This window comes from uncultured Intestinimonas sp. (assembly GCF_944387245.1).
GTDB lineage: Bacteria > Bacillota > Clostridia > Oscillospirales > Oscillospiraceae > Intestinimonas.
The window spans coordinates 1-19,011 of the sequence record NZ_CALXEE010000016.1 but is presented as its reverse complement, the minus strand read 5'-3'; the positions used below and the strand labels follow the sequence as shown (position 1 = coordinate 19,011).

General features: G+C 64.4%; 14 protein-coding genes. 5 read left to right on the top strand and 9 right to left on the bottom strand.

What is annotated here, in order from left to right; genetic code table 11:
- Positions 1-147: 147 nt before the first annotated feature.
- Genes xdh through ssnA form a run of 4 tightly spaced genes read right to left on the bottom strand, consistent with a single transcriptional unit; the run spans position 148 to position 7,803 of the window.
- Complete coding sequence (xdh, locus tag Q0K15_RS03860) at positions 148-2,733, bottom strand: selenium-dependent xanthine dehydrogenase (RefSeq protein WP_294512441.1); 2,586 nt, start codon at positions 2,731-2,733, stop codon at positions 148-150.
- A gap of 27 nt (positions 2,734-2,760) precedes the next feature.
- On the bottom strand, positions 2,761-3,417 hold the full coding sequence (locus Q0K15_RS03855) for a DUF6198 family protein (protein ID WP_294512439.1): 657 nt from the start codon (positions 3,415-3,417) through the stop codon (positions 2,761-2,763).
- Positions 3,418-3,434: 17 nt separating this feature from the next.
- A complete protein-coding gene (gene ygfK, locus Q0K15_RS03850; protein ID WP_294512436.1) occupies positions 3,435-6,428 on the bottom strand; it encodes a putative selenate reductase subunit YgfK in 2,994 nt (997 codons plus the stop codon).
- Positions 6,429-6,462: 34 nt separating this feature from the next.
- Positions 6,463-7,803, bottom strand: a complete 1,341-nt coding sequence (ssnA, locus tag Q0K15_RS03845) for a putative aminohydrolase SsnA (protein WP_294512432.1) — start codon at positions 7,801-7,803, stop codon at positions 6,463-6,465.
- Positions 7,804-8,103: 300 nt separating this feature from the next.
- On the opposite strand from ssnA, the gene Q0K15_RS03840 reads away from it, so the two are divergent.
- Entirely contained in the window at positions 8,104-8,751 is a 648-nt protein-coding gene (locus Q0K15_RS03840) for a helix-turn-helix transcriptional regulator (RefSeq protein WP_130850324.1), read from the top strand.
- A 48-nt stretch (positions 8,752-8,799) separates the two neighbouring features.
- On the opposite strand, the gene Q0K15_RS03835 is transcribed toward Q0K15_RS03840, so the two are convergent.
- Both Q0K15_RS03835 and Q0K15_RS03830 read right to left on the bottom strand, forming a co-directional pair.
- Complete coding sequence (locus Q0K15_RS03835; protein WP_294512427.1) at positions 8,800-10,128, bottom strand: nucleobase:cation symporter-2 family protein; 1,329 nt, start codon at positions 10,126-10,128, stop codon at positions 8,800-8,802.
- Positions 10,129-10,186: 58 nt separating this feature from the next.
- Positions 10,187-10,426 carry a hypothetical protein gene (locus Q0K15_RS03830; RefSeq protein ID WP_294512424.1) on the bottom strand — a complete coding sequence of 80 codons (240 nt, stop codon included), beginning with the start codon at positions 10,424-10,426 and terminating at the stop codon, positions 10,187-10,189.
- A gap of 115 nt (positions 10,427-10,541) precedes the next feature.
- Here Q0K15_RS03830 and Q0K15_RS03825 point away from each other — a divergent pair, with 115 nt between their 5' ends.
- From Q0K15_RS03825 to Q0K15_RS03810, 4 genes are read left to right on the top strand one after another with little or no spacing between them, the layout of a single operon-like run.
- Positions 10,542-11,636, top strand: coding sequence for an iron ABC transporter permease (locus Q0K15_RS03825; RefSeq protein ID WP_294512420.1), 1,095 nt, complete (start codon positions 10,542-10,544; stop codon positions 11,634-11,636).
- On the top strand, positions 11,636-13,135 hold the full coding sequence (locus Q0K15_RS03820; RefSeq protein ID WP_294512417.1) for an ATP-binding cassette domain-containing protein: 1,500 nt from the start codon (positions 11,636-11,638) through the stop codon (positions 13,133-13,135). Before Q0K15_RS03825 ends, Q0K15_RS03820 begins: the two co-directional genes overlap by 1 nt.
- On the top strand, positions 13,132-14,262 hold the full coding sequence (locus tag Q0K15_RS03815; RefSeq protein ID WP_294512414.1) for an ABC transporter substrate-binding protein: 1,131 nt from the start codon (positions 13,132-13,134) through the stop codon (positions 14,260-14,262). Before Q0K15_RS03820 ends, Q0K15_RS03815 begins: the two co-directional genes overlap by 4 nt.
- Before the next feature lies 1 nt (position 14,263).
- On the top strand, positions 14,264-15,277 hold the full coding sequence (locus Q0K15_RS03810) for an XdhC/CoxI family protein (RefSeq protein ID WP_294512411.1): 1,014 nt from the start codon (positions 14,264-14,266) through the stop codon (positions 15,275-15,277).
- 96 nt (positions 15,278-15,373) lie between these two features.
- Here the strand turns inward: Q0K15_RS03810 and Q0K15_RS03805 are convergent, their stop codons facing one another.
- From Q0K15_RS03805 to Q0K15_RS03795, 3 genes are all read right to left on the bottom strand, one after another.
- Complete coding sequence (locus tag Q0K15_RS03805) at positions 15,374-17,272, bottom strand: GGDEF domain-containing protein (protein ID WP_294512408.1); 1,899 nt, start codon at positions 17,270-17,272, stop codon at positions 15,374-15,376.
- A 102-nt stretch (positions 17,273-17,374) separates the two neighbouring features.
- A complete protein-coding gene (locus tag Q0K15_RS03800; RefSeq protein ID WP_294512405.1) occupies positions 17,375-17,956 on the bottom strand; it encodes a dipicolinate synthase subunit B in 582 nt (193 codons plus the stop codon).
- Between the two features lie 2 nt (positions 17,957-17,958).
- Entirely contained in the window at positions 17,959-18,420 is a 462-nt protein-coding gene (locus Q0K15_RS03795) for an NAD(P)-dependent oxidoreductase (RefSeq protein WP_294512401.1), read from the bottom strand.
- Between the last annotated feature and the right edge of the window lie 591 nt (positions 18,421-19,011).

The following is a 19,011-nucleotide window of genomic DNA, read 5'->3' as shown; positions in this document are numbered from 1 at the left end:
CAATGTCAAGGGGTGGAAACAAAATATTTTTCAAGTTTCCTGAAAATTTGTTAGGTCACCTTCCAAACCCTTGGGAGGACAGGCTTTTTCCCACGCTTCCGGGGAAAAAACGCCCCCGCTGCGCCGGGGCGGAGCGGGGGCGTCGGATCACTTTTTCGACGGCTTATAGAAGGTATTCTCCATGGGCAGCCTGGTGCGCAGCACGTGGTCCATGGCGTAATAGGCGCCTTGAACGGCGGGGGCGGTGGGGATGGTGGCAATCTCGCCGATGCCCTTGGCGCCATAGGCGAAGGGGAGCAGCTCCTCCTTCTCCACATAGATGGCGTGGATGTCGGGGATCTGGTGGGCACGCATGAGGCCCAGAGTGCCGAACTTGGCTTGGGGGACGCAGTCCTTCAGGGGGAAGTCCTCGGTGAGGGCGTAGCCCAGGCCCATGAGGACGCCGCCCTCGATCTGGCCCTGGATGGAGGTGGGGTTGACCACCTTGCCCGAGTCATGGGCGGCCCAGACCTCTTTGACCTTGCCCGCGTCGTCCAGGATGACCACGTGGGTGGCAAAGCCGTAGGCCACGTGGCTCTTTGGGTTGGGCTTGTCGGAGCCCAGCTTGTCGGTGGGGTCGAAGAACTCGGCAAAGTACTCCTTCCCCTCCAGAGCGCTCAGGTCTCCCCCGGCGGCGTCCAGATCCTTCTTGAGGTCCACAGCGGCCATGCGCACCGCCTCGCCGGTGAGGAGGGTCTGGCGGGAGCCGGAGGTGGTGCCGGAGTCGGGGGCCACCTCGGAGTTGGCCCCCATGTTACGCATCTGCTCCCGGCCCAGGCCCAGGGTCTCTCCCAGCACCTGGAGGAATACGGTGGCGCAGCCCTGGCCGATGTCGGAGGCGGCGGAGTAGAGCCCCACCACCCCGTCCTTCACTGCCAGCTTGCACCGGCCCTTGTCGGGAAGGCCCACGCCCACTCCGGTGTTCTTCATGGCGCAGGCAATGCCCGCCCGGCCGGGGTGGGCCTCATAGGCCTCCTTCACCGCCAGCAGGGTCTCCTTCAGGGCGGTGGAGCAGTCGGCGATCTGGCCGTTGGGCAGCACCTTCCCCGGCTCAATGGCGTTGCGGTAGCGGATCTCCCAGGGGGAGATGCCCACCTTCTCGGCCAGCAGGTTGATGTTGGACTCCAGGGCGAACTCGCTCTGGCACACGCCGAAGCCCCGGAAGGCGCCGGCGGGGGGATTGTTGGTGTAGTAGCCAAAGCCCCGGATGTCGGTGTTCTGGTAGCAGTAGGGACCCACCGAGTGGGTGCAGGCCCGCTCCAGCACCGGCCCGCACAGGGAAGCGTAGGCACCGGTGTCGAAATAGATCTCGCAGTCCAGACCCGTGAAGATGCCGTTCTCGTCGCAGCCCAGGGTGAAGGTGCCCTCCATATAGTGGCGCTTGGGGTGGAAGTTGATGGACTCCTGCCGGGAGAACTTCACCTTCACCGGCCGGTTCACCTTCAGGGCCGCCAGCACGGCGATGTGCTGGGCGGACACGTCCTCCTTTCCGCCGAAGCCGCCGCCCACCAGCTTGTTCTCCACCACGATGCGGTCGGGGTCCCAGCCAAGCATGATGGAGATCTCCTTCCGGGTGTCGTAGACGCCCTGGTCGGAGGTGTACACCTTCACGCCGTCCTTGTAGGGGAAGGCCACAGCGCACTCGGGCTCCAGGAAGGCGTGCTCGGTGAAGGGGGTGGTGTAGCTCTGGGTGACCACGTACTTGGACTTTGCCAGGGCGGCCTTGGCATCGCCCCGGGTCACATGCCGGGACTGGCACAGGTTGCCGTTGGGATGGAGCTTGGGGGCGTCGGGGGCCATGGCCTCCTGGATGTTCCGCACCGGCTCCAGGGGTTCATAGTCGATCCTGACCAGCTTTTTGGCCTCTTTAAGGATGTCCTCAGTCTCAGCCACCACCAGGCAGATGGCGTCGCCCACGCAGCGGGTGACATCCCCCTTGGCGATCATTACGTCCCAGTCCTGCTGGATGTGGCCCACCTTGTTGTTGGGTACGTCGTCGGCGGTGAGGACGGCCAGCACACCGGGCAGGGCCAGGGCGGCGCTGGCGTCGATGTCCAGCACCCGGGCACGGGGATACTGGGAGCGGACGGCGGAGGCGTGGACCATGCCCTCCATGTGGACATCGTCCACGTACTCTCCCCTACCCAGAACCTTGTCCCGGACGTCGGTGCGGAAGGCCCGGTCGCCCACGCCGTAGGTGTCGCCCTTCTCCAGTTCGGGGTCGATGGAGGCCTCCCCCCGGAGGATGGCTCCGGCCAGGGTGATGCCCTCGATGATCTTCTTGTAGCCGGTGCAACGGCACACGTTGCCCCGGATGGCCTGCTTGATCTGGTCCTCGGTGGGATCGGGGACCTGGTCCAGCAGGGCTTTGCCCGAGAGAACCATACCGGGGATGCAGAAGCCGCACTGGACGGCGCCCACCTTGCCGAAGGCGTAGACGAAGGCCTCCTGCTCGGCCTCAGTGAGGCCCTCCACGGTGAGGATGGTCTTGCCCACCGCCTTCTTGGTGGTGAGGATGCAGGAGCGCACCGCCTTGCCGTCCACGATGATGGTGCAGGTGCCGCAGGCGCCCTCGCTGCACCCGTCCTTCACCGAGGTGATGCCCAGGTCATCCCGGAGGTAGCGCAGGAGGGGCTTCTCCTCCCCCGTCTCCCGCAGGACGCCGTTGACCGTAAAGCTGTAGATCTCAGCCATGATAGTTTCCTCCTGTCGCAGGGTGGTTCATTGGACGGCCCCGCCGCCTGCCCGCCGGAGGGCGGCGCGCTGAATGCAGCGGGAGTAGAGCTTCACCAGCTGGCCCACCGCCAGGGCGGACACCAGGGTGCCGATGCCCACGCCGTTGAGCCGGCCGAAGGCAAAGAAGGCGATAACCGACGCGATGGCGGTGAGGGTGCAGTCAAAGGCCACCTTTACATTGCCGAACTCCCAGCCGCCCTTGGCGGCCAGGGTCTTGACGATGCCCTCACCGGGCAGGATGGTCACGTTGGCCAGCACCTCCAGGGTGATGCCCAGGGCCATGATGGGGCAGCCCAGGACCAGGTAGAGCACCTTGAGGGAAATGGGGCCGTTGAGCTGGGTGGGGATAACGGCCAGCCACAGGTCGATGCACAGGCTGAACACGAAGGTGGCCGGGATCTGGAGCCACTGCATCCAGCCGAACCGCCGGGTCAGGATCACATCCACCGCCAGGAAGAACATGTTGCAGGCGAAGGTGTAGACCCCGGCGGAGACGCCGGTGGACAGATAGAGCACGAAGGAAACGCTGGAGAGGGGCGACGTGCCCAGGGCCGATCGGGAGAGGAAGGCGATCCCCATGGCGCATATCAGCACTCCCATCAGAAAGATCCCATACCGTTTGAGGGTCGCCTTCTCCTGCATTTCCCATTCCTCTTTTCTTATTTCACCAGATAGCTGTAGTCGCTCCGCACCGTCTGGATGAGGACCCGGATGTCCTCGGGCAGGCCGCAGCCCGCATCGGCGGTGTCGTACTCTGCCGTCTGGCCGTCCAGACGGACCAGGCTCCTGCTGCCCTCCAGGGGCAGGAAGCCCTCGTTCTCGCTGTTGTCAAAATCCTCTTTGCTCCAGAAGAGGGTAAGTTTGTCTTTGTAGGGCCGGCTGTCGTAGGGGCAGAAGGTGCCGCAGTTGCCGCACTCGTTGCACATGCCGTCCACGTGGACGATCTGCCGCTGTCGCTTTCCGGGCACCGCGATGGTCACGTTGGCCCGGTTGGGGCAGACGTCGGCGCACACCTCGCACACCGTAGGGCAGCCCAGGCAGCGGGTGTCGGCGCAGGTGTCACAGTCGGCGCAAAGGTCGCCCTTTTTGCTCAACGGTTTGTTATAGTCTGCATTGATATTCCGCTTGGTATACTTGTCTAGCTCCAGGTCCACGATGACCTGGGCGGCCTTGGCGGCGTCGGCGATGGCCTCCACCACGGTGGCAGGGCCTCTCCGGGCGTCACCCACGGCGTAGACACCCTCCACACCGGTGGCCATGGCCTCGTCCACTACGGGGCTGCCCTTCTTGTCCAGGGCCACACCGCTCTGGACGAAGGGAGCCTCCTCCACGTGCTCGCCCACGGCGGTGATGACGGCGGTGGCGGGGATCTCGGTGGTCTTACCGGTGGCCACGGGGGACCGGCGGCCGGAGGCATCGGGGGCACCCAGCTCCATGACAGAACAGGTGAGGACACCGTCCTTCACACCCACGGGGGCCAGCAGCTCCATAAACTCCACGCCGTCAGCGATGGCTAGGGCCAGCTCCTCCTCATCGGCGGGCATGTACCGCTTGGTGCGGCGGTAGACCAGCCGGACGTGCTCTACACCGGGGATGCGCTTGGCGGCCCGGGCGGCGTCCATGGCGGTGTTGCCGCCGCCGATGACCACCACGTCGGTGCCCAGCTTCAGGCTCTCGGGCGCCTTCTTGGCCTGCTCCAGGAAGGAGATGACGTTGATCTCCTCGCCGTAGTCCAGGCCGGCGGCACCGGGCTTCCAGGCGCCGGTGGCGAAGATGATGTGGGTGAAGCCCTTAGCCTTGAGCTCCTCGGCGGACTTCACGTCCACGCCCAGCTCGAACTTAGCGCCGTATGCCTTGCAGAGGGCCACGTCCTTGTCGATGGCCTCCTTGCCGATGCGGAACTCGGGGATGACATGGCGGACAATGCCGCCCAGGCCGTCCTTGCGCTCAAAGACGGTGACGTCCACCCCGGCACGGGAGAGGAAGAAGGCGGCGGAGAGACCGGCGGGGCCACCGCCCACCACGGCCACCTTCTTGCCCGCCACAGGGGCCTCGGCCTTCAGGGTGGGCAGCAGGGCGTCGTAGCCGCCCTGAGCGGCCTGGAGCTTCACGTTCCGGATACGAACGGACTCCTCATAATAGTTGCGCATGCACTTGTCGGCGCAGTGGTGGGGGCAGATGGTGCCGGTGATGAAGGGCAGGGCGTTGCGGCGGGTGATGATCTCCAGGGCCTCCTGATACTTGCCCTGGCTGGTGGCCATCAGATAGGCGGGGATGTCCTGCTCGATGGGGCAACCGTTGCGGCAGGGGGCGGTGAAGCAGTCGATGAGGGGTACCTTCTTGTTCATCTTCCGCTGGGGCAGGGGCTTGATGGGCTTGCGGTAGAGCTCGGTCTTCTCCACACCGTCGGCCAGGGCGGCCACGGCGGAGACATCCACCCCGGCGAAGGGGGCGCTGCCGCAGTCCATGAGCAGCTCGCCCATCTGGCTCATGCGCTGGTAGCCGCCGGGCTTGAGAATGGTGGTGGCCATGGTAATGGGCCAGATACCGGCGTGGAAGAGATCCTTGATGTTGTGGAGGTCGGCGCCGCCGGAGTAGGAGATGCGCAGCTTGCCGTCAAACTCCTCGGCCACCTTCCGGGCCAGGGAGATGGTCAGGGGGAAGAGGGACCGGCCGGACATATACATCTCCTGGCTGGGCAGCTCCCCGGCGGCCACGTCCACAGGGAAGGTGTTGGTGAGCTTCACGCCGAACTCCAGACCCCGCTGGGCGCACAGGGCCATCAGGCGGCGGAACATGGGCACGGCATCGGCCCACTGGAGGTCCTCCAGGAAGTGGTGGTCGTCGAAGACAATGTAGTCAAAGCCCAGGGAATCCAGCCGCTGCCGGGCAAACTCGTAGCCCAGGAGGGTGGGGTTGCACTTAACGTAGGTGTTGAGCCCCTTCTCGGTGATGAGATAGGTGGCGATACGCTCGATCTCGTCGGGAGGACAGCCGTGGAGGGTGGACTCGGTGATGGAGGCGGAGACCTTGGGGCTGACCGCCTTCACGTAGGCCTCGTCCACCTTCTTAAATTTGCCCAGGTTGGCCAGGGCCCAGTCCATGCACTCGCTCCACACTGCGGAACCGGAGGCGTCCTTCATGCCCTCGATGTATTTGTCGATCTTCTCGCTCTTGATGCCGGCCAGGTCGTAACCCACCGACATGTTGAACACGAAGCCGTCAGGGTCGCCCAGGCCCAACTCCTTGGAGAGGAGCTTGCAGGCGAACCATCCCTTCACGTACTCGTCGTAGGCCTGTGGCACGGTGAGCTCGGTGGACCACTCGCAGTTATAGCACTCGTCCCCGGCAGTGATGCAGGGCTTGGCCACACACTTGGAGAGCTCCTCGCCGTCCATGATCTGCACCGTCTTGAGCTCGAAGAACCGGGCGCCGGCGGCGTAGGAGGCGATGATGTTCTGGGCCAGCTGGGTGTTGGGGCCGGCGGCGGGGCCATAGGGGGATTCGATCTTCTCGGCGAAGATGGGCAGGGCCTGGCCGTTCTCGTGGCGGACCAGCTTGCTCACGCCGAAAATGCTGCCGTACTCCTGGTACTCGGTGAGGACCCAGTCCATCAGCTGGGCAAAGGGGATGGGGCGCATGATATCACTCATAAGGAATGACCTCCAACAATTATTTCAGGGCTTTTCAGTAGGTCCGGTGGTTCAGCTCGCCCCACAGCTTCTTGCTCTGCTCCATGGTCCAGGCATTGATCTTTTCTTCATCAATGCCCACGAACTGGCGGTCCTGGTAGAGGACCTTGCCGTTGATGATGGTGGTGCGGCAGTTCTTGCCCATCATGCCGAAGAGCATATGGCCGTCGATGTTCTCGTCAGAGAAGGGGGTGAAGGGCTTGTAGTCCATGACAATGACGTCGGCGGCGGCGCCGGGCTTCAGGACGCCCAGAGGCTTTTCAAAGTACTTGGCGGCAATGGCGGCGTTGTTCTTGAAGAGCATATCCATGGCCTCGCACCAGCCCACATTGGGCAGGCAGGCGTTGTGGCGCTGGATGATGAGGAAGACCTTCAGGCTCTCCAGCATGTCGTGGGTGTAGGCGTCGGTGCCCATGCCCACGGTGATGCCCTTCTGGAACATCTGGAGCACGGGAGAGCAGCCCACGGCGTTGCCCATGTTGGACTCGGGGTTGTTGACCACCATGGTGCCCGTCTCACGGATGATGTCCATCTCGGCGGGAGAGATGTGGATGCAGTGGCCCAGCAGGGTCCTGTCGCCCAGGATGCCGTTGTAGAGGAGGCGGTTCACCGGCCGACAGCCGTAGTTGCGCAGGGAGTCGTAGACGTCGTTCATGCCCTCGGCCACATGGATGTGGAAGCCGGTCATGCCGTTGTTGGCCTCCACCATCTTCTCAAAGGTCTTGTCGGAGATGGTGAAGAGGGCGTGGCCGCCGAACATGGCCTTAATCATGTCGTCGTTGGCGTCCTTGGCCCACTTGGCGAAGTCGGCGTTCTCCTGAATGGACTGGAGGGTCTTTTCCTCCCCGTCCCGCTCGCTCACCTCATAGCACAGGCAGGCACGCATACCCAGCTCCTGGCACACGTCCTTGATGGCGAAGAGGGAGCCGGGGATCTCGCAGAAGGAGGCGTGGTGGTCGAAGATGGTGGTGACGCCGTCCCGGATGCAGTCCAGAACCGTGGCGTAGGCGCTGGCACGGGTGCCGTCCAGGGTCAGGTGGCGGTCGATGTTCCACCAGGTCCCCTCTAGCACCTCCAGGAAGTTGGTGGGGTTGTTGCCCTCAATGGCCAGGCCACGGGCCAGGCCGGAGTAGATGTGGGTGTGGGCGTTGATGAGGCCGGGCATGATGACGCCGCCCTTGGCGTCCACAAACTGGGCGTTGGGGTACTTGGCCTTCAGGTCGGCCAGGGTCCCCACTTCCTTGACGATCTCTCCCTCCACCGCCACGGCGCCGTCCGCCAGGTAGGGCAGGGCGGGATCTCTGGTGATGAGCCTTCCGTTTCCGATCAGAAGCATGTGCCTCTCCTCCTATCCGATTTCCGGTTCTTTGTCCCGGTCAACATTTTCCATTTAAAACAAAAGGTGCCCATTCTTTTCAGAATGAACACCAGCCCGTGCGCGCAGCACTTCGTTACAGCTTGAATTGTCAGTTGTGCACAAGGCTTGCCCTTCTGCCGTATTCACTTTATCATATTTTGACCCACAGCGCAAGAGATAAATCAAAAATATTTTGGCCGCCTGACTTTTTGTTGAAATCCTTCTGTCAAACGGATATAATAAGGATAGAACTGATTTTTGAGGGAAAGGTGGTTCGCTATGCAAGCGTCCAATCTGGAATTCTGCCTCCAGCTGGCCAAGGGCATCGCCCGACAGTTCGGCCCCAACTGTGAGGTGGTGGTCCACGACCTGGCCTCCAACGACCCGGAGACCTCCATCGTGGCCATCGAAAACGGCCATGTCTCCGGCCGGAGGGTGGGGGACGGCCCTTCCCACGTGGTGCTGGAGGCCCTGCGGGACGGCGGCGCGGTGCCGGAGGACCGGCTGAGCTACCTCACCAAGTCGGAGGACGGCAAGATCCTCAAATCCAGCACCATCTACCTCCGGGACGACGACGGCAAGGCCATCGGCATCTTCGCCATCAACTACGACATCACCCTCATGCTGGCCATGGAGGATGTGCTGAAGAGCTTCACCGCCACCGACCTCCCCCAGGAGGAGCCGGAGCACATCTCCCGGAACGTGGCCGACCTGCTGGACGAGCTCATCGAGCAGAGCGTCAAGCTGGTGGGCAAGCCGGTGGCCCTCATGAACAAGGAGGACAAGGTGAAGGCCATCCAGTTCCTCAACGACACCGGCGCCTTCCTCATCACCAAGTCGGGCTACAAGGTATGCAAGTACTTCGGTATCTCCAAATACACCTTGTATAGCTACATCGACGAGGCTAAGTCGGCCTCGGAAAAGTAAAGTCTCAGAAGGAACCCGGCGGCCATGGCCGCCGGGTTCCTTTGTCGTTTACTTGCTGTTTTCGGGTTCCTTGGGGAGGATCAGATTGAGGAGGATGGCCATGATGGTGGCCACCACCACAGAAGAGGAGCCGAACACGGTGGACACCCAGCTGGGGAAGTGACTGCCGGCCAGGCAACCGGGCACCTGGGTGATGCCCACGCCCAGGGCCACGGAGAGGCCCACCACGGAACTCTTCCGGGGGGTGAAGCCACCCTCGGTGATCATGCGGATGCCAGTCATGGTAATGGTGGCAAAGACCGAGATGGTGGCGCCGCCGATGACACACTGGGGAATGGTGGTGAGGATGGAGGCAAACTTGGGTACCAGACCGGCCACCAGAAGGATACCAGCAGCCAGCGCAAAGACGGCCCGGTTGATGACCCGGTTGACGGTGACGATGCCCACGTTCTGGCTGTAAGAGGCGGTGGGCAGGCCGCCGAAGAAGGCGCCCACGATGCTCATGACGCCCTGACCAATGATGCCGCCGGCGAGCTCCTTGTTTGTGGGCAGGCGGTCCATGCCACCCATGGTTGTGGAACTCAGGTCGCCGATGGTCTGCACCGCGTTAACCACGTATACGATGGCCAGAGAGACGCAGGCAGAGGGGACAAACTTGATCTCAAAGGGCATGAACTGGGGCAGGGCGAACCAGGCCGCGCCGCTCACCCCAGAGAGGTCCACGATGCCAAGGAAGTAGGCGATGATATACCCCACCACCATGCCAATGAGTATGGAGGCCAGCTTCAGGATACCCTTGGTGAAGTTGTTGAGGAAAACCACCACCGCCAGGGTGATGAGGGCCACCGCCCAGCTGCGGGGGTTGCCAAACCACTCGCTGGTGGCGTTGCCGCCGGCCATGTACCGCACGGCGGTGGGATAGAGGGAAAGGCCGATGGTGAAGATCACCGTGCCGGTGACCAGGGGCGGGAAGAGAGGGCGAATCCATTTGACAAAGACGCCAAAGAGAATGGCTACACAGCCGCCCACGATCTCAGCGCCCAAAATGGTGGCCAAATCGAACTGTCCGCCGATGGCCTGGAGGGTGGGGATGTAGGCGAAGCTGATGCCCATGATCACCGGCAGTCGAGAGCCGATGCGTCCAAAGATGGGGAAAAGCTGGAGAAGCGTCGCCACCGCCGTCAGGATCAGCGACACCTGGATCATCAGCGTCCGTTCGGCCGCGGAAAGCCCGCAGGTATCTGAGATCAGGATGGCCGGCGTAATGATACCGACCACAGCGGCCACCACGTGCTGGAACCCAAGGGGAATCATTTGGCCAGCGGAAGGGACACCTTCAAAGTTGAATACACTGCCGGTCCCTGTCTGTTGCTTCATCATGGTTCTCCGCCTCACAAAAAGTTTTTATTGCTTAAATTTATTTATCGCAAACACATCATACTACCCGGCCTCCAAAAATGCAAGCCGTTTTTCCCAGGTTGCCTCCAATTTTAAGGGTTGTTTTTTGTGGATAATTACCATACACCGCGCTGTATTTTTCTATATTCTTCCATCCTTCCTCTCTCCTTCTCTCCACAGTATTACAATTTTGATTTGGATGTGTTCTAATACGGATTATTTCCCACTTTTCTCTGCCGTTTTCTTTCAAAACCTTTTTATCTTTTACGAGTATCATAAATTCGATAATGCCGAACAAATGTTTTTTATTATCGAACTGTGTACTTGTCAGCCTCCCGCAAATTTGCTACACTCATCTCAAACCAGAATTTTTGTTTGCGTGGTGCCTGCCAATGGAACAACACAGCAAAACCCTCAGCCCCTCCCGGCAGAACGCCGCCGGGAAGCTGGCCGCCTTGGGCGCTCTGCTCCTGGCGGTCTTTCTCTTCTCCTTCTGCATCGGCCGGTACGGCGTCCCTCTGAACCAGGTGGTGCGGGTCCTCCTCTACCGCCTGGGCGCCGCCCTGGGCGGTCTGCTGGACCGGCTCCCCGGCGTGGACGTCGGCCCCCTCTTCCCCTTGGAGGTGACCTGGACGGGACAGATGGAGACGGTGGTTATGCAGATCCGGCTGCCCCGAATCATTATGGCCTGCCTGGTGGGCTGCTGCCTGGCGGCGGCGGGGAGCACCTACCAGGGCATCTTTCAGAACCCCATGGCCTCCCCCGATATCTTGGGCGCCTCCTCCGGCGCCGCCTTCGGCGCCGCTCTGGCCATCCTTCTGGGGGGACGCAGCCAGGCCGTTACCGCCTCCGCCTTCTTTTTCTCCATCCTCACCGTGGCCCTGGTCTATCTGCTGGCCGCCCGTGCCCCTGGCAAACGGGTGCTCAATCTGGTCCTGGCCGGCATCATGGTGAGCTCCCTCTTCACCTCCGCCACCTCCTACATTAAATTGGTGGCCGACCCCACAAACCAGCTGCCAGAGATCACCTACTGGCTCATGGGCTCCCTCTCCGCCACCAAGACCGCCGACGTGGCCTACGTGATCTTCCCCATGGCCCTGGGGCTGGTTCCCCTCTTCCTGCTGCGCTGGCGGATCAACCTGCTCACCCTGGGGGACGAGGAGGCCAGGACCATGGGCATCCACACCAACCGGCTGCGCCTCATTCTGGCCCTGTGTGCCACCCTGGTCACCGCTGCCTCCATCTCGGTCTCCGGCATGATCGGCTGGGTGGGGCTTGTAGTTCCCCACCTGGGCCGCCGGCTGGTGGGCAATGACTACCGGGCCCTCATGCCCGCCTCCATGCTCTTCGGCGCCGTCTTTCTCCTGGCGGTGGACAATGTATCCCGGAACCTGCTGGCCACCGAGATTCCCATCGGCATACTCACCGCCTTCATCGGCGCCCCTTTCTTCCTCTATCTCATGATGCGAAAGGGAGGGTTCCGCTGATGCTGGACATCCGTGATCTGCACTTCTCCTACGGAGACCGCTCCGTCCTCCAGGGTGTGTCCCTTCACCTGGGGGTGGGGGAGCTGGTCTTTCTCCTGGGGGCCAACGGAGCGGGCAAGTCCACCCTGTTCCGGTGCGTACTGGGGCTGCTGCCCGGCTATGAGGGGACCATTGCCCTTAAAAGCGGGGACACCCGGCACCTCTCCGCCCGGGCCCTGGCCCGGGAGATCGCCTACATCCCCCAGAATCACCACCCCACCTTCTCCTATCCGGTGCTGGACATGGTGCTCATGGGCACCCACCACCAGCTCTCCCCCTTCGCAAACCCCGGCCCCAAGGAGGAGGCCATCGCCCTGGAGGCTCTCGAGCAGGTGGGCATTCTCTCCCTGGCTGACCGGGATTTTCAACACCTCTCCGGCGGCGAACAGCAGCTGGTGCTCATTGCCCGTGCCCTGGCCCAGCAGGCCAAAATCCTCCTCATGGACGAGCCCACCTCCAGCCTGGACTTCGGCAACCGGGTCCGGGTGCTGGACAAGACCGCGGAGCTGGCCCGACGGAGCTATACCATCCTCCTCTCCTGCCACGACCCCCAGCTGGCTCTTCTCTACGCCGACCGGGTGGTGGCCCTCCACCAGGGCCGCATCCTGGCCGACGGAGCGCCGGAGGAGGTCCTGAACGAGTCCCTCCTCCACACCCTCTACCAGGTCCCCGTCCGCTTCACCCGCACCGAGCACGGCACCCTCCTCTCCCCTGTCCGCCGGCACATGTACCACTGGACAGAGGAGATGGTGGCCTATATGGAGACGGCGGCGGAGCGCTCCGACTTCTACGAGCAGATCGCTAGAACAATGGCTGAAGCAGCTCCGGCTGACGCTGTCATCTGCGACGCCGGCTGCGGTTTAGGCTTTGCCAGCCTGGCCCTGGCTCCCCGCTTCCGAAAGGTAGTGGCCGCCGACCGCTCCGCCGAGGCCCTGGCCGTGCTCCGGCGGAAAAACACCTTCCCCAACCTGGAAATCCGGGAGGGGGACCTCTTCACCCAGCCTCCGGCGGAGCCCTACGACGCCATGCTCTTCTGTTTCTTCGGCTCCCCAGAGGAGATCCTCCGCTGCGCCCGCCAGCAGTGCCGGGGTAAGGTAGTGGTGGTGAAGCCGGTGTGGACCCACCACCGCTTCTCCCGGGAAAAGATCCCCGACCGCCGCCACGGCGGCGCCGAGCTGGAGCGCCGCCTCACTGAGCTGAGCATCCCCTTCACCCGCCGGGAGCTGGCCTTGCGCCTGGACCAGCCGCTGAAGAGCGTGGAGGACGGTCTCCGATTCTTCCGGCTCTACAGCAAGGACACCGACCCCGGCGACATCACCGAGGACTTTGTCCGCGCCCGGCTGGAGCCCCAGGACGCCCCCCAGTACCCCTACCGCCTGCCGGTGGACCGAACGGTATCGGTCCTGATCTTCGACGCCAAGGATATTCCCCCGGAAACTGAAAGGAGTTTGGAACCATGAAAAAGCCGCTCTCTCTGCTCCTCGCCCTCTCCCTGAGCCTCTCCCTGTGCGCCTGCGGCGGCGGCACCGCCGCCACCCCGTCCCCCACCGGTTCCGCCCCGGTGGAGACGCAGAGTGCCGGGGCCGACGCCACCGCCGAGGCCCGTATCTTCACCGACTCTGTGGGCCGCGAGGTGGAGCTCCCCGCCCAGATCGACAAGGTGGCCGTCTCCGGCCCCCTGGCCCAGATCGTCCTCTTCGCCCTATGCCCCGACAAGCTGGTGGGCATCGCCAACGAGTGGGACGCCAGTGCCGAGGCTTATCTGGACACCGAGTACTACAACCTCCCCCTGCTGGGCCAGCTCTACGGCGGCAAGGGTGAGCTGAATCTGGAGACCCTGCTCTCCTCCGGCGCTCAGGTGGTCATCGACGTGGGCGAGCCCAAGGACACCATCGTGGAGGACCTGGACGCCCTTCAGGAGCAGACCGGCGTGCCCTTTGTCCACATCACCGCCACCACCCAGACCACCGGGGAAGCCTACCGCCTGCTGGGGGATCTGGTGGGCATGGAGGCCGAGGCCGAGGCCCTGGCCTCCTACTGTGAGGAGGTCTACGCCCGGGCCGTGGACATCGCCGGCCGGGTGGACAAGGTGGACCTCCTCTACATCACCGGCCCCGACGGCCAGAACGTCATCGCCCAAAACTCCTACCACTCCGAGATCATCGACCTTCTGTCCAACAACCTGGCGGTGGTGGAGTCCCCCTCCTCCAAGGGCACCGGCAATGAGGTGGGGCTGGAGCAGATCCTGCTCTGGGACCCCGACTACATCATTTTCGCCCCCGACAGCGCCTATGACGCCGTGGGGGAGGACCCCGCCTGGGGGCAGCTCACCGCCATCGCCGCCGGCCATTATTATGAGACTCCCATGGGCCCCTACAACTGGATGGGCTTTCCCCCCTCGGTCCAGCGGTACCTGGGGATGCTGTGGATGGCCAAGCTCCTCTACCCCGAGGAGGCCGGCTACGACCTCTATGAGGAGGTGGCCCGGTACTACGATCTCTTCTACCACTGCGCGCTGACCCGGGCGCAGTACGACGCCCTGGTGGCCAACTCCATCGGCAGGCAGAGCGCCCAGGGAGGTGTGTGACATGAAAGAACTTTTTGAGGCCCTCCGCGCCGCATTGGACCGGGGGGAGGGGGCCGTCCTGTGTACCATCGTGGCCAGCTCCGGCTCCGCCCCCCGGGGGGCGGGGGCCAAAATGGCGGTCTTTGCCGACGGCGCCTGCCGGGGCACCATCGGCGGCGGCGCCGTGGAGCGCAAGAGCCAGGAGTACGCCCAGGAGCTCCTCCGTTCCGGCGGCGCCTCCCTGGTCCACGCCTTCCGCCTCTCCCCCAACGAGGTCCAGGACATCGGCATGATCTGCGGGGGTAATGTAACGGTGGCCTTCCAGGTCCTGGACGCCGCCGCTCTCCCCGTGCTGGACGCCATTGTGGAGGCCCTGACCCGCTGTGACGAGGACGTGTGGCTCATCACCCCTGTCCAGGAGGGCTTATCCTGGTCCCTGGGCCTCTACGACGCCTCCCACGGGCTCCGCTTCGCCGACGCCCTCAGCATGGAGGACCTGCGCCCCATGCTTCTAAGCCGCGGCGTTCTCCGGAAGGAGGCCCCCTCCTTCTACGTGGAGCCCCTGGTCCGGGCGGGGGTGGTCTACCTCTTCGGGGGCGGCCACGTGGGCCGGGAGCTGTGCCCCCTGCTGGCCCATGTGGGGTTCCGGGTGGTCCTCTTCGACGACCGGCCCCAGGCCGCCCTGCCCCAGCGCTTCCCCCAGGCCAGCCGGGTCATCCTGGGGGACTACCGCCGGATTTTCGACCACATCACCGTCACCGACCGGGACTATGTGGTCATCATGACCCCCGGCCACCAGAGCGATTTTGAGCTGCTCGCCCAGGTCCTCACCACCCCCGCCCCCTACATCGGGTGCATCGGCAGCCGCCGCAAGGCGGCCGCCGCCCGGGAAAGGCTGGCGGAGCTGGGCTTTCCGCCGGCGGAGCTGGACCGGGTCCACTCCCCCATCGGCCTGCCCATCGGCGGGGAGACCCCGGCGGAGATCGCCATCTCCATCGCCGCCCAGCTGATCGCCCACCGGTCGGGCCGGCTGTGAGGGGGAGGCGCCGTGCCCCCTTCCTAACGCAAACGCCGTCCCCCTCCGGGCCTTGCCCGGAGGGGGACGGCGTTTGATTCTGTGCGGTTTGGGCGGTCACCGGGCCCGGCGGTCGTGCCAGGCGTCCTCGTAGTAGGCCCGCTTGCGGTCGTACATCCGCTTTTCGGCCTGTTTGACCACCTGCTCCAGGTCCTCTACCGGGGCGGGGACCCAGTCCACCCCCACCGAGACATAGCAGCCCTCACCCTCCAGGGCGGCGGACAGGGCCTCTCCCCGGCGGAGGACCTCCTCCCGCTCCTCATCCACGGCGAAGACGATGAACTCGTCGCCCCCCACCCGGTAGGCCATATCCCCGCCGAAGTGGGCCCGGATCTGCCGGGCCACGGCCTGGAGCATCCGGTCCCCGGCCTCGTGGCCCTGGGTGTTGTTGAGCTCGTGGAGGCCGTTGGCGTCGATGAAGAGGCAGCTGAGCCCCGTGCGGCAGGCGGAGGCGATGCGGCCCAGGTCCTGGGCGTACCGGTTGCGGTTATATAGCCCGGTGAGGACGTCCTCCGTCCCCTGGCGGCGCATCTCCTGGTAGGTCCTGGTATTGCCGGAGAGCATGGCGTAGCTGATGCCCACGCTTCGGAGCATGGCGGCGCAGTCCGTCCGGCCGGACAGGCCGCTGGCCGACAGGACCCCCCGGAGCACCCCCTTGCTGTCCTCCACCGGGACGGCAGCCAGGTCCTCCATGCCGGCGGGGGCGCCGGGCAGGAGCGCCCGCACCTCCGCCGCCCCCCGGGCGGTGACCTCCTCCCGGCCGCCGGTGAAGCGGTCGGCCAGGGCGGGGGCGCCCTCCAGCAGGGCGCTGCCCAGCTCGGTCCGGCCCCCCGCCTCCCAGAGGTAGCTGACCCCCTCGCCCCCCTTCTCCAGCATGGTGAAGGCCACCCGCCGGGCGGGCAGCATCCGGGCCACCACCTCCAGGGACCGGGAGATGTTCTCCCGGTGCTCGTGGGCGTTGAAGAGGAGCTTCTCCACATCGTAGATGTAGTTGATGGCGTCCAGCTGCCGCTGCTTCTCCCCCGTCTCCCGCCGGACGTAGAGGATCATCCAGCCGATGTAGAGGACAAAGACCACGCTCTCCACCCCCAGCAGGGCCGCCAGCAGGCTCCGGATGCGCCGCGCCCCGGAGAAGACCAGGTCCTCCGGCACCGACATGGCCACCCGCCACTGGTTGATGGACAGGGGGGCATAGTAGAAGTAGAGGTATTCTCCGGTGGTGTTGGAGACGAACACCACGAAGTTGCTCTCCCCGTCCACCAGGCCCTGGCGGAGCTGGGCGTCGTCATAGCCCTCCGCCATGGGGCGGCCGCCCATCTCCCAGATGTTGCCCAGGGGCTGGCCGGCGTGCCAGGTGTCCACGAGGAAATCCCCGGTGGCCCCGTCGATGATGTACACAGCGGTCTCGCCGCTGTAGGGGGTGTAGGGCAGGTCCTCCACCATGTTCCCCAGCTCGACGACCCCGCACAGCACCGCCGCCGTCTCCCCGTCCACCGTCACGGGCACATAGTGCCGCACCACCAGGCCCTCCCCGTGGAGCCCCTCCTCCCGGTCCGAGACGTGGGGCCCCTGGGCGGAGAGCGCCGCAAAGGAGAGGATGCCGGCGGCGCTTTTCCGCTCCCCGTCGCTGGTGACCACCACATCTCCCGGCAGCAGCAGCTCCAGCCGGGTGAAGAAGCTGCCGGTGTCCTGATAGAGACCCAGAAATTCCTCCATCTCCCCGGGCCGGTCGGCCATGATCTCCGCGATCAGGGTGAGCTTTTCCCAGTCTGACCGCACCGTCTGCTCCATGCCCCGGGCCAGCTTGCCGGCCTCCTCGGCCAGCCGGACAAAGCTGGACTGCTCCTCCATCTGGTTGATCCGGCTGGTCACGAAAAAGCTGGCGGCCGCGAGCAGGCCCACCAGCAACAGCGTCGCCGCCAGAGGACTCTTCCAATGTGCTGTCTTCTTCCCCATCCGTTCTTCCCACCTGTGTCCCAGTCCCGCGCTGGCTGTTTTTTCTTATTATTTTAACCGGACTTCCGGCGGCCTGTCAAGGGAAGGGGACCGGGGGCGCCCTCACGCCGGACCCAGCAGCAGGGGCTGGAGCTGCCGGCCCTGGAGGGCGGCGTCCACCGTGTCGTTGATCCTGGTGAAGTCGGCCACCAGGGAGGTGGGCTTGCCCACGGGGTCGTCCTGGCGGTAGGGGACGAAGAAGACGTGCTTTTTGTCCAGCAGGGCGGCGATGTTCTTGGCCGAGCCGGCCAGGCCGTCGTTGGTGGAGACGGCCACCACCACCGGCCGGCCGTTGCGCCACATGGCCTTGGCCGCCATGGTCACCGACGTGTCGCTCATGCCGTTGGCCAGCCGGGAGAGGGTGCTGCCGGTGCAGGGGGCGATGATGAGCACATCCAGCAGCTTTTTGGGGCCGATGGGCTCGGCCTTGAGGATGGTGTCGATGACCCGCCGGTCGCAGATGCGCTCCATCTCCCGGATGAACTCGTGGGCGGGGCCGAAGCGGCTGTCGGTCTCGGCGCTCTTTTCGGAGATGATGGGGGTCACGTCCCCGTACCGGGCCTTGGCCCGCTCCAGGGCCGGCATCACCTGGTCGTATGTACAAAAGGACCCGCAGAAGGCGAATCCCACCCGAATGTGTTCCATGCTCAGACTCCTAACTCACAGAGAATGTGACAGATGGTGTCCCGGAGGATCTTCCCCGCCGTGACGGGGGCCACCTTGCCGGGCAGGGAGAGGGCCCAGATGACCCGCACCCCCAGCCGGGCCGCCGCCTCCAGATCCACCCCGCCGGGGCGGGAGGCCAGGTCGATGACCAGGCAGTCGGGCTCCAGCTGCTCCAGGCGGCGGGCGTCCAGCACCCGGGCGGGGGCGGTGTTCACCACCAGGTCATAGGCGCACAGGCTCTCGTCCAGCCCCTCCAGGTGCTCGGGGGCGTAGCCGTAGGCCTCGGCCCAGGCCAGGTCGGCCCACTTCCGGGCGGCCACGCTCACCCGTGCCCCCAGGGCGCGGAAGCGGTGGGCGGTGAGCTTTCCCACCCGGCCGAAGCCCACCACCAGCACCCGGGCCCCGTGGAGGGTGATGGGCAGCTCCTCCATGGCCAGCTGCACCGCCCCCTCGGCGGTGGGGACAGCGTTGGTAATGGGACACCGTCTTCACCTGTTGGATCTTCTCTGTCGTTGATGACGATGCAGCGGACGCCAAACATAGGGAAGCCTTCCTCGGTATAGACTCTGGTTGCGCCCCAAAGAGCGGTGGTAAGCGAAGCAAGGACATTTCTGCCCCAACCGATGTGGAAATGCAAAGGAATACAGGCAGTCAAAAAAGCTGCTGGGGTCCTTTTGACAGTCAGAGCGGCGGGACAGTATGTCCCGCCGCTGAGCCTGTCGACAAAGTCGACAGGCTCTCTCAAAAATGCAAGCATTTTTTCGAAGAGATGCAGGCCGCTGCGCGCATAATTTGTCCGGAGCGGCCAAATTCCACACTTGCGGCCTGAGAAGTGTTTTTTCCGAGGCACATGTCCCCGGAAAAAACAGATTTGACTTGATTCCGTCGTCTGCGGACGACGGAACTCTGCGAGGCTCTTGCATACGATTTGACATATGGGCACTTTTTCGACAGGCTGAGCGGCGGGACAGTATGTCCCGCCGCTCTCAGACCCTCACTCCTGCGCAGGATAGACGGCAGATACTCCGGCTCAC

Bases quoted from the DNA above. Each gene is read 5' to 3' on its own strand.
- xdh (WP_294512441.1), bottom strand. From the start codon at position 2,733: ATGGCTGAGATCTACAGCTTTACGGTCAACGGCGTCCTGCGGGAGACG.
- Q0K15_RS03855 (WP_294512439.1), bottom strand. From the start codon at position 3,417: ATGCAGGAGAAGGCGACCCTCAAACGGTATGGGATCTTTCTGATGGGA.
- ygfK (WP_294512436.1), bottom strand. From the start codon at position 6,428: ATGAGTGATATCATGCGCCCCATCCCCTTTGCCCAGCTGATGGACTGG.
- ssnA (WP_294512432.1), bottom strand. From the start codon at position 7,803: ATGCTTCTGATCGGAAACGGAAGGCTCATCACCAGAGATCCCGCCCTG.
- Q0K15_RS03840 (WP_130850324.1), top strand. From the start codon at position 8,104: ATGCAAGCGTCCAATCTGGAATTCTGCCTCCAGCTGGCCAAGGGCATC.
- Q0K15_RS03835 (WP_294512427.1), bottom strand. From the start codon at position 10,128: ATGAAGCAACAGACAGGGACCGGCAGTGTATTCAACTTTGAAGGTGTC.
- Q0K15_RS03830 (WP_294512424.1), bottom strand. From the start codon at position 10,426: ATGATACTCGTAAAAGATAAAAAGGTTTTGAAAGAAAACGGCAGAGAA.
- Q0K15_RS03825 (WP_294512420.1), top strand. From the start codon at position 10,542: ATGGAACAACACAGCAAAACCCTCAGCCCCTCCCGGCAGAACGCCGCC.
- Q0K15_RS03820 (WP_294512417.1), top strand. From the start codon at position 11,636: ATGCTGGACATCCGTGATCTGCACTTCTCCTACGGAGACCGCTCCGTC.
- Q0K15_RS03815 (WP_294512414.1), top strand. From the start codon at position 13,132: ATGAAAAAGCCGCTCTCTCTGCTCCTCGCCCTCTCCCTGAGCCTCTCC.
- Q0K15_RS03810 (WP_294512411.1), top strand. From the start codon at position 14,264: ATGAAAGAACTTTTTGAGGCCCTCCGCGCCGCATTGGACCGGGGGGAG.
- Q0K15_RS03805 (WP_294512408.1), bottom strand. From the start codon at position 17,272: ATGGGGAAGAAGACAGCACATTGGAAGAGTCCTCTGGCGGCGACGCTG.
- Q0K15_RS03800 (WP_294512405.1), bottom strand. From the start codon at position 17,956: ATGGAACACATTCGGGTGGGATTCGCCTTCTGCGGGTCCTTTTGTACA.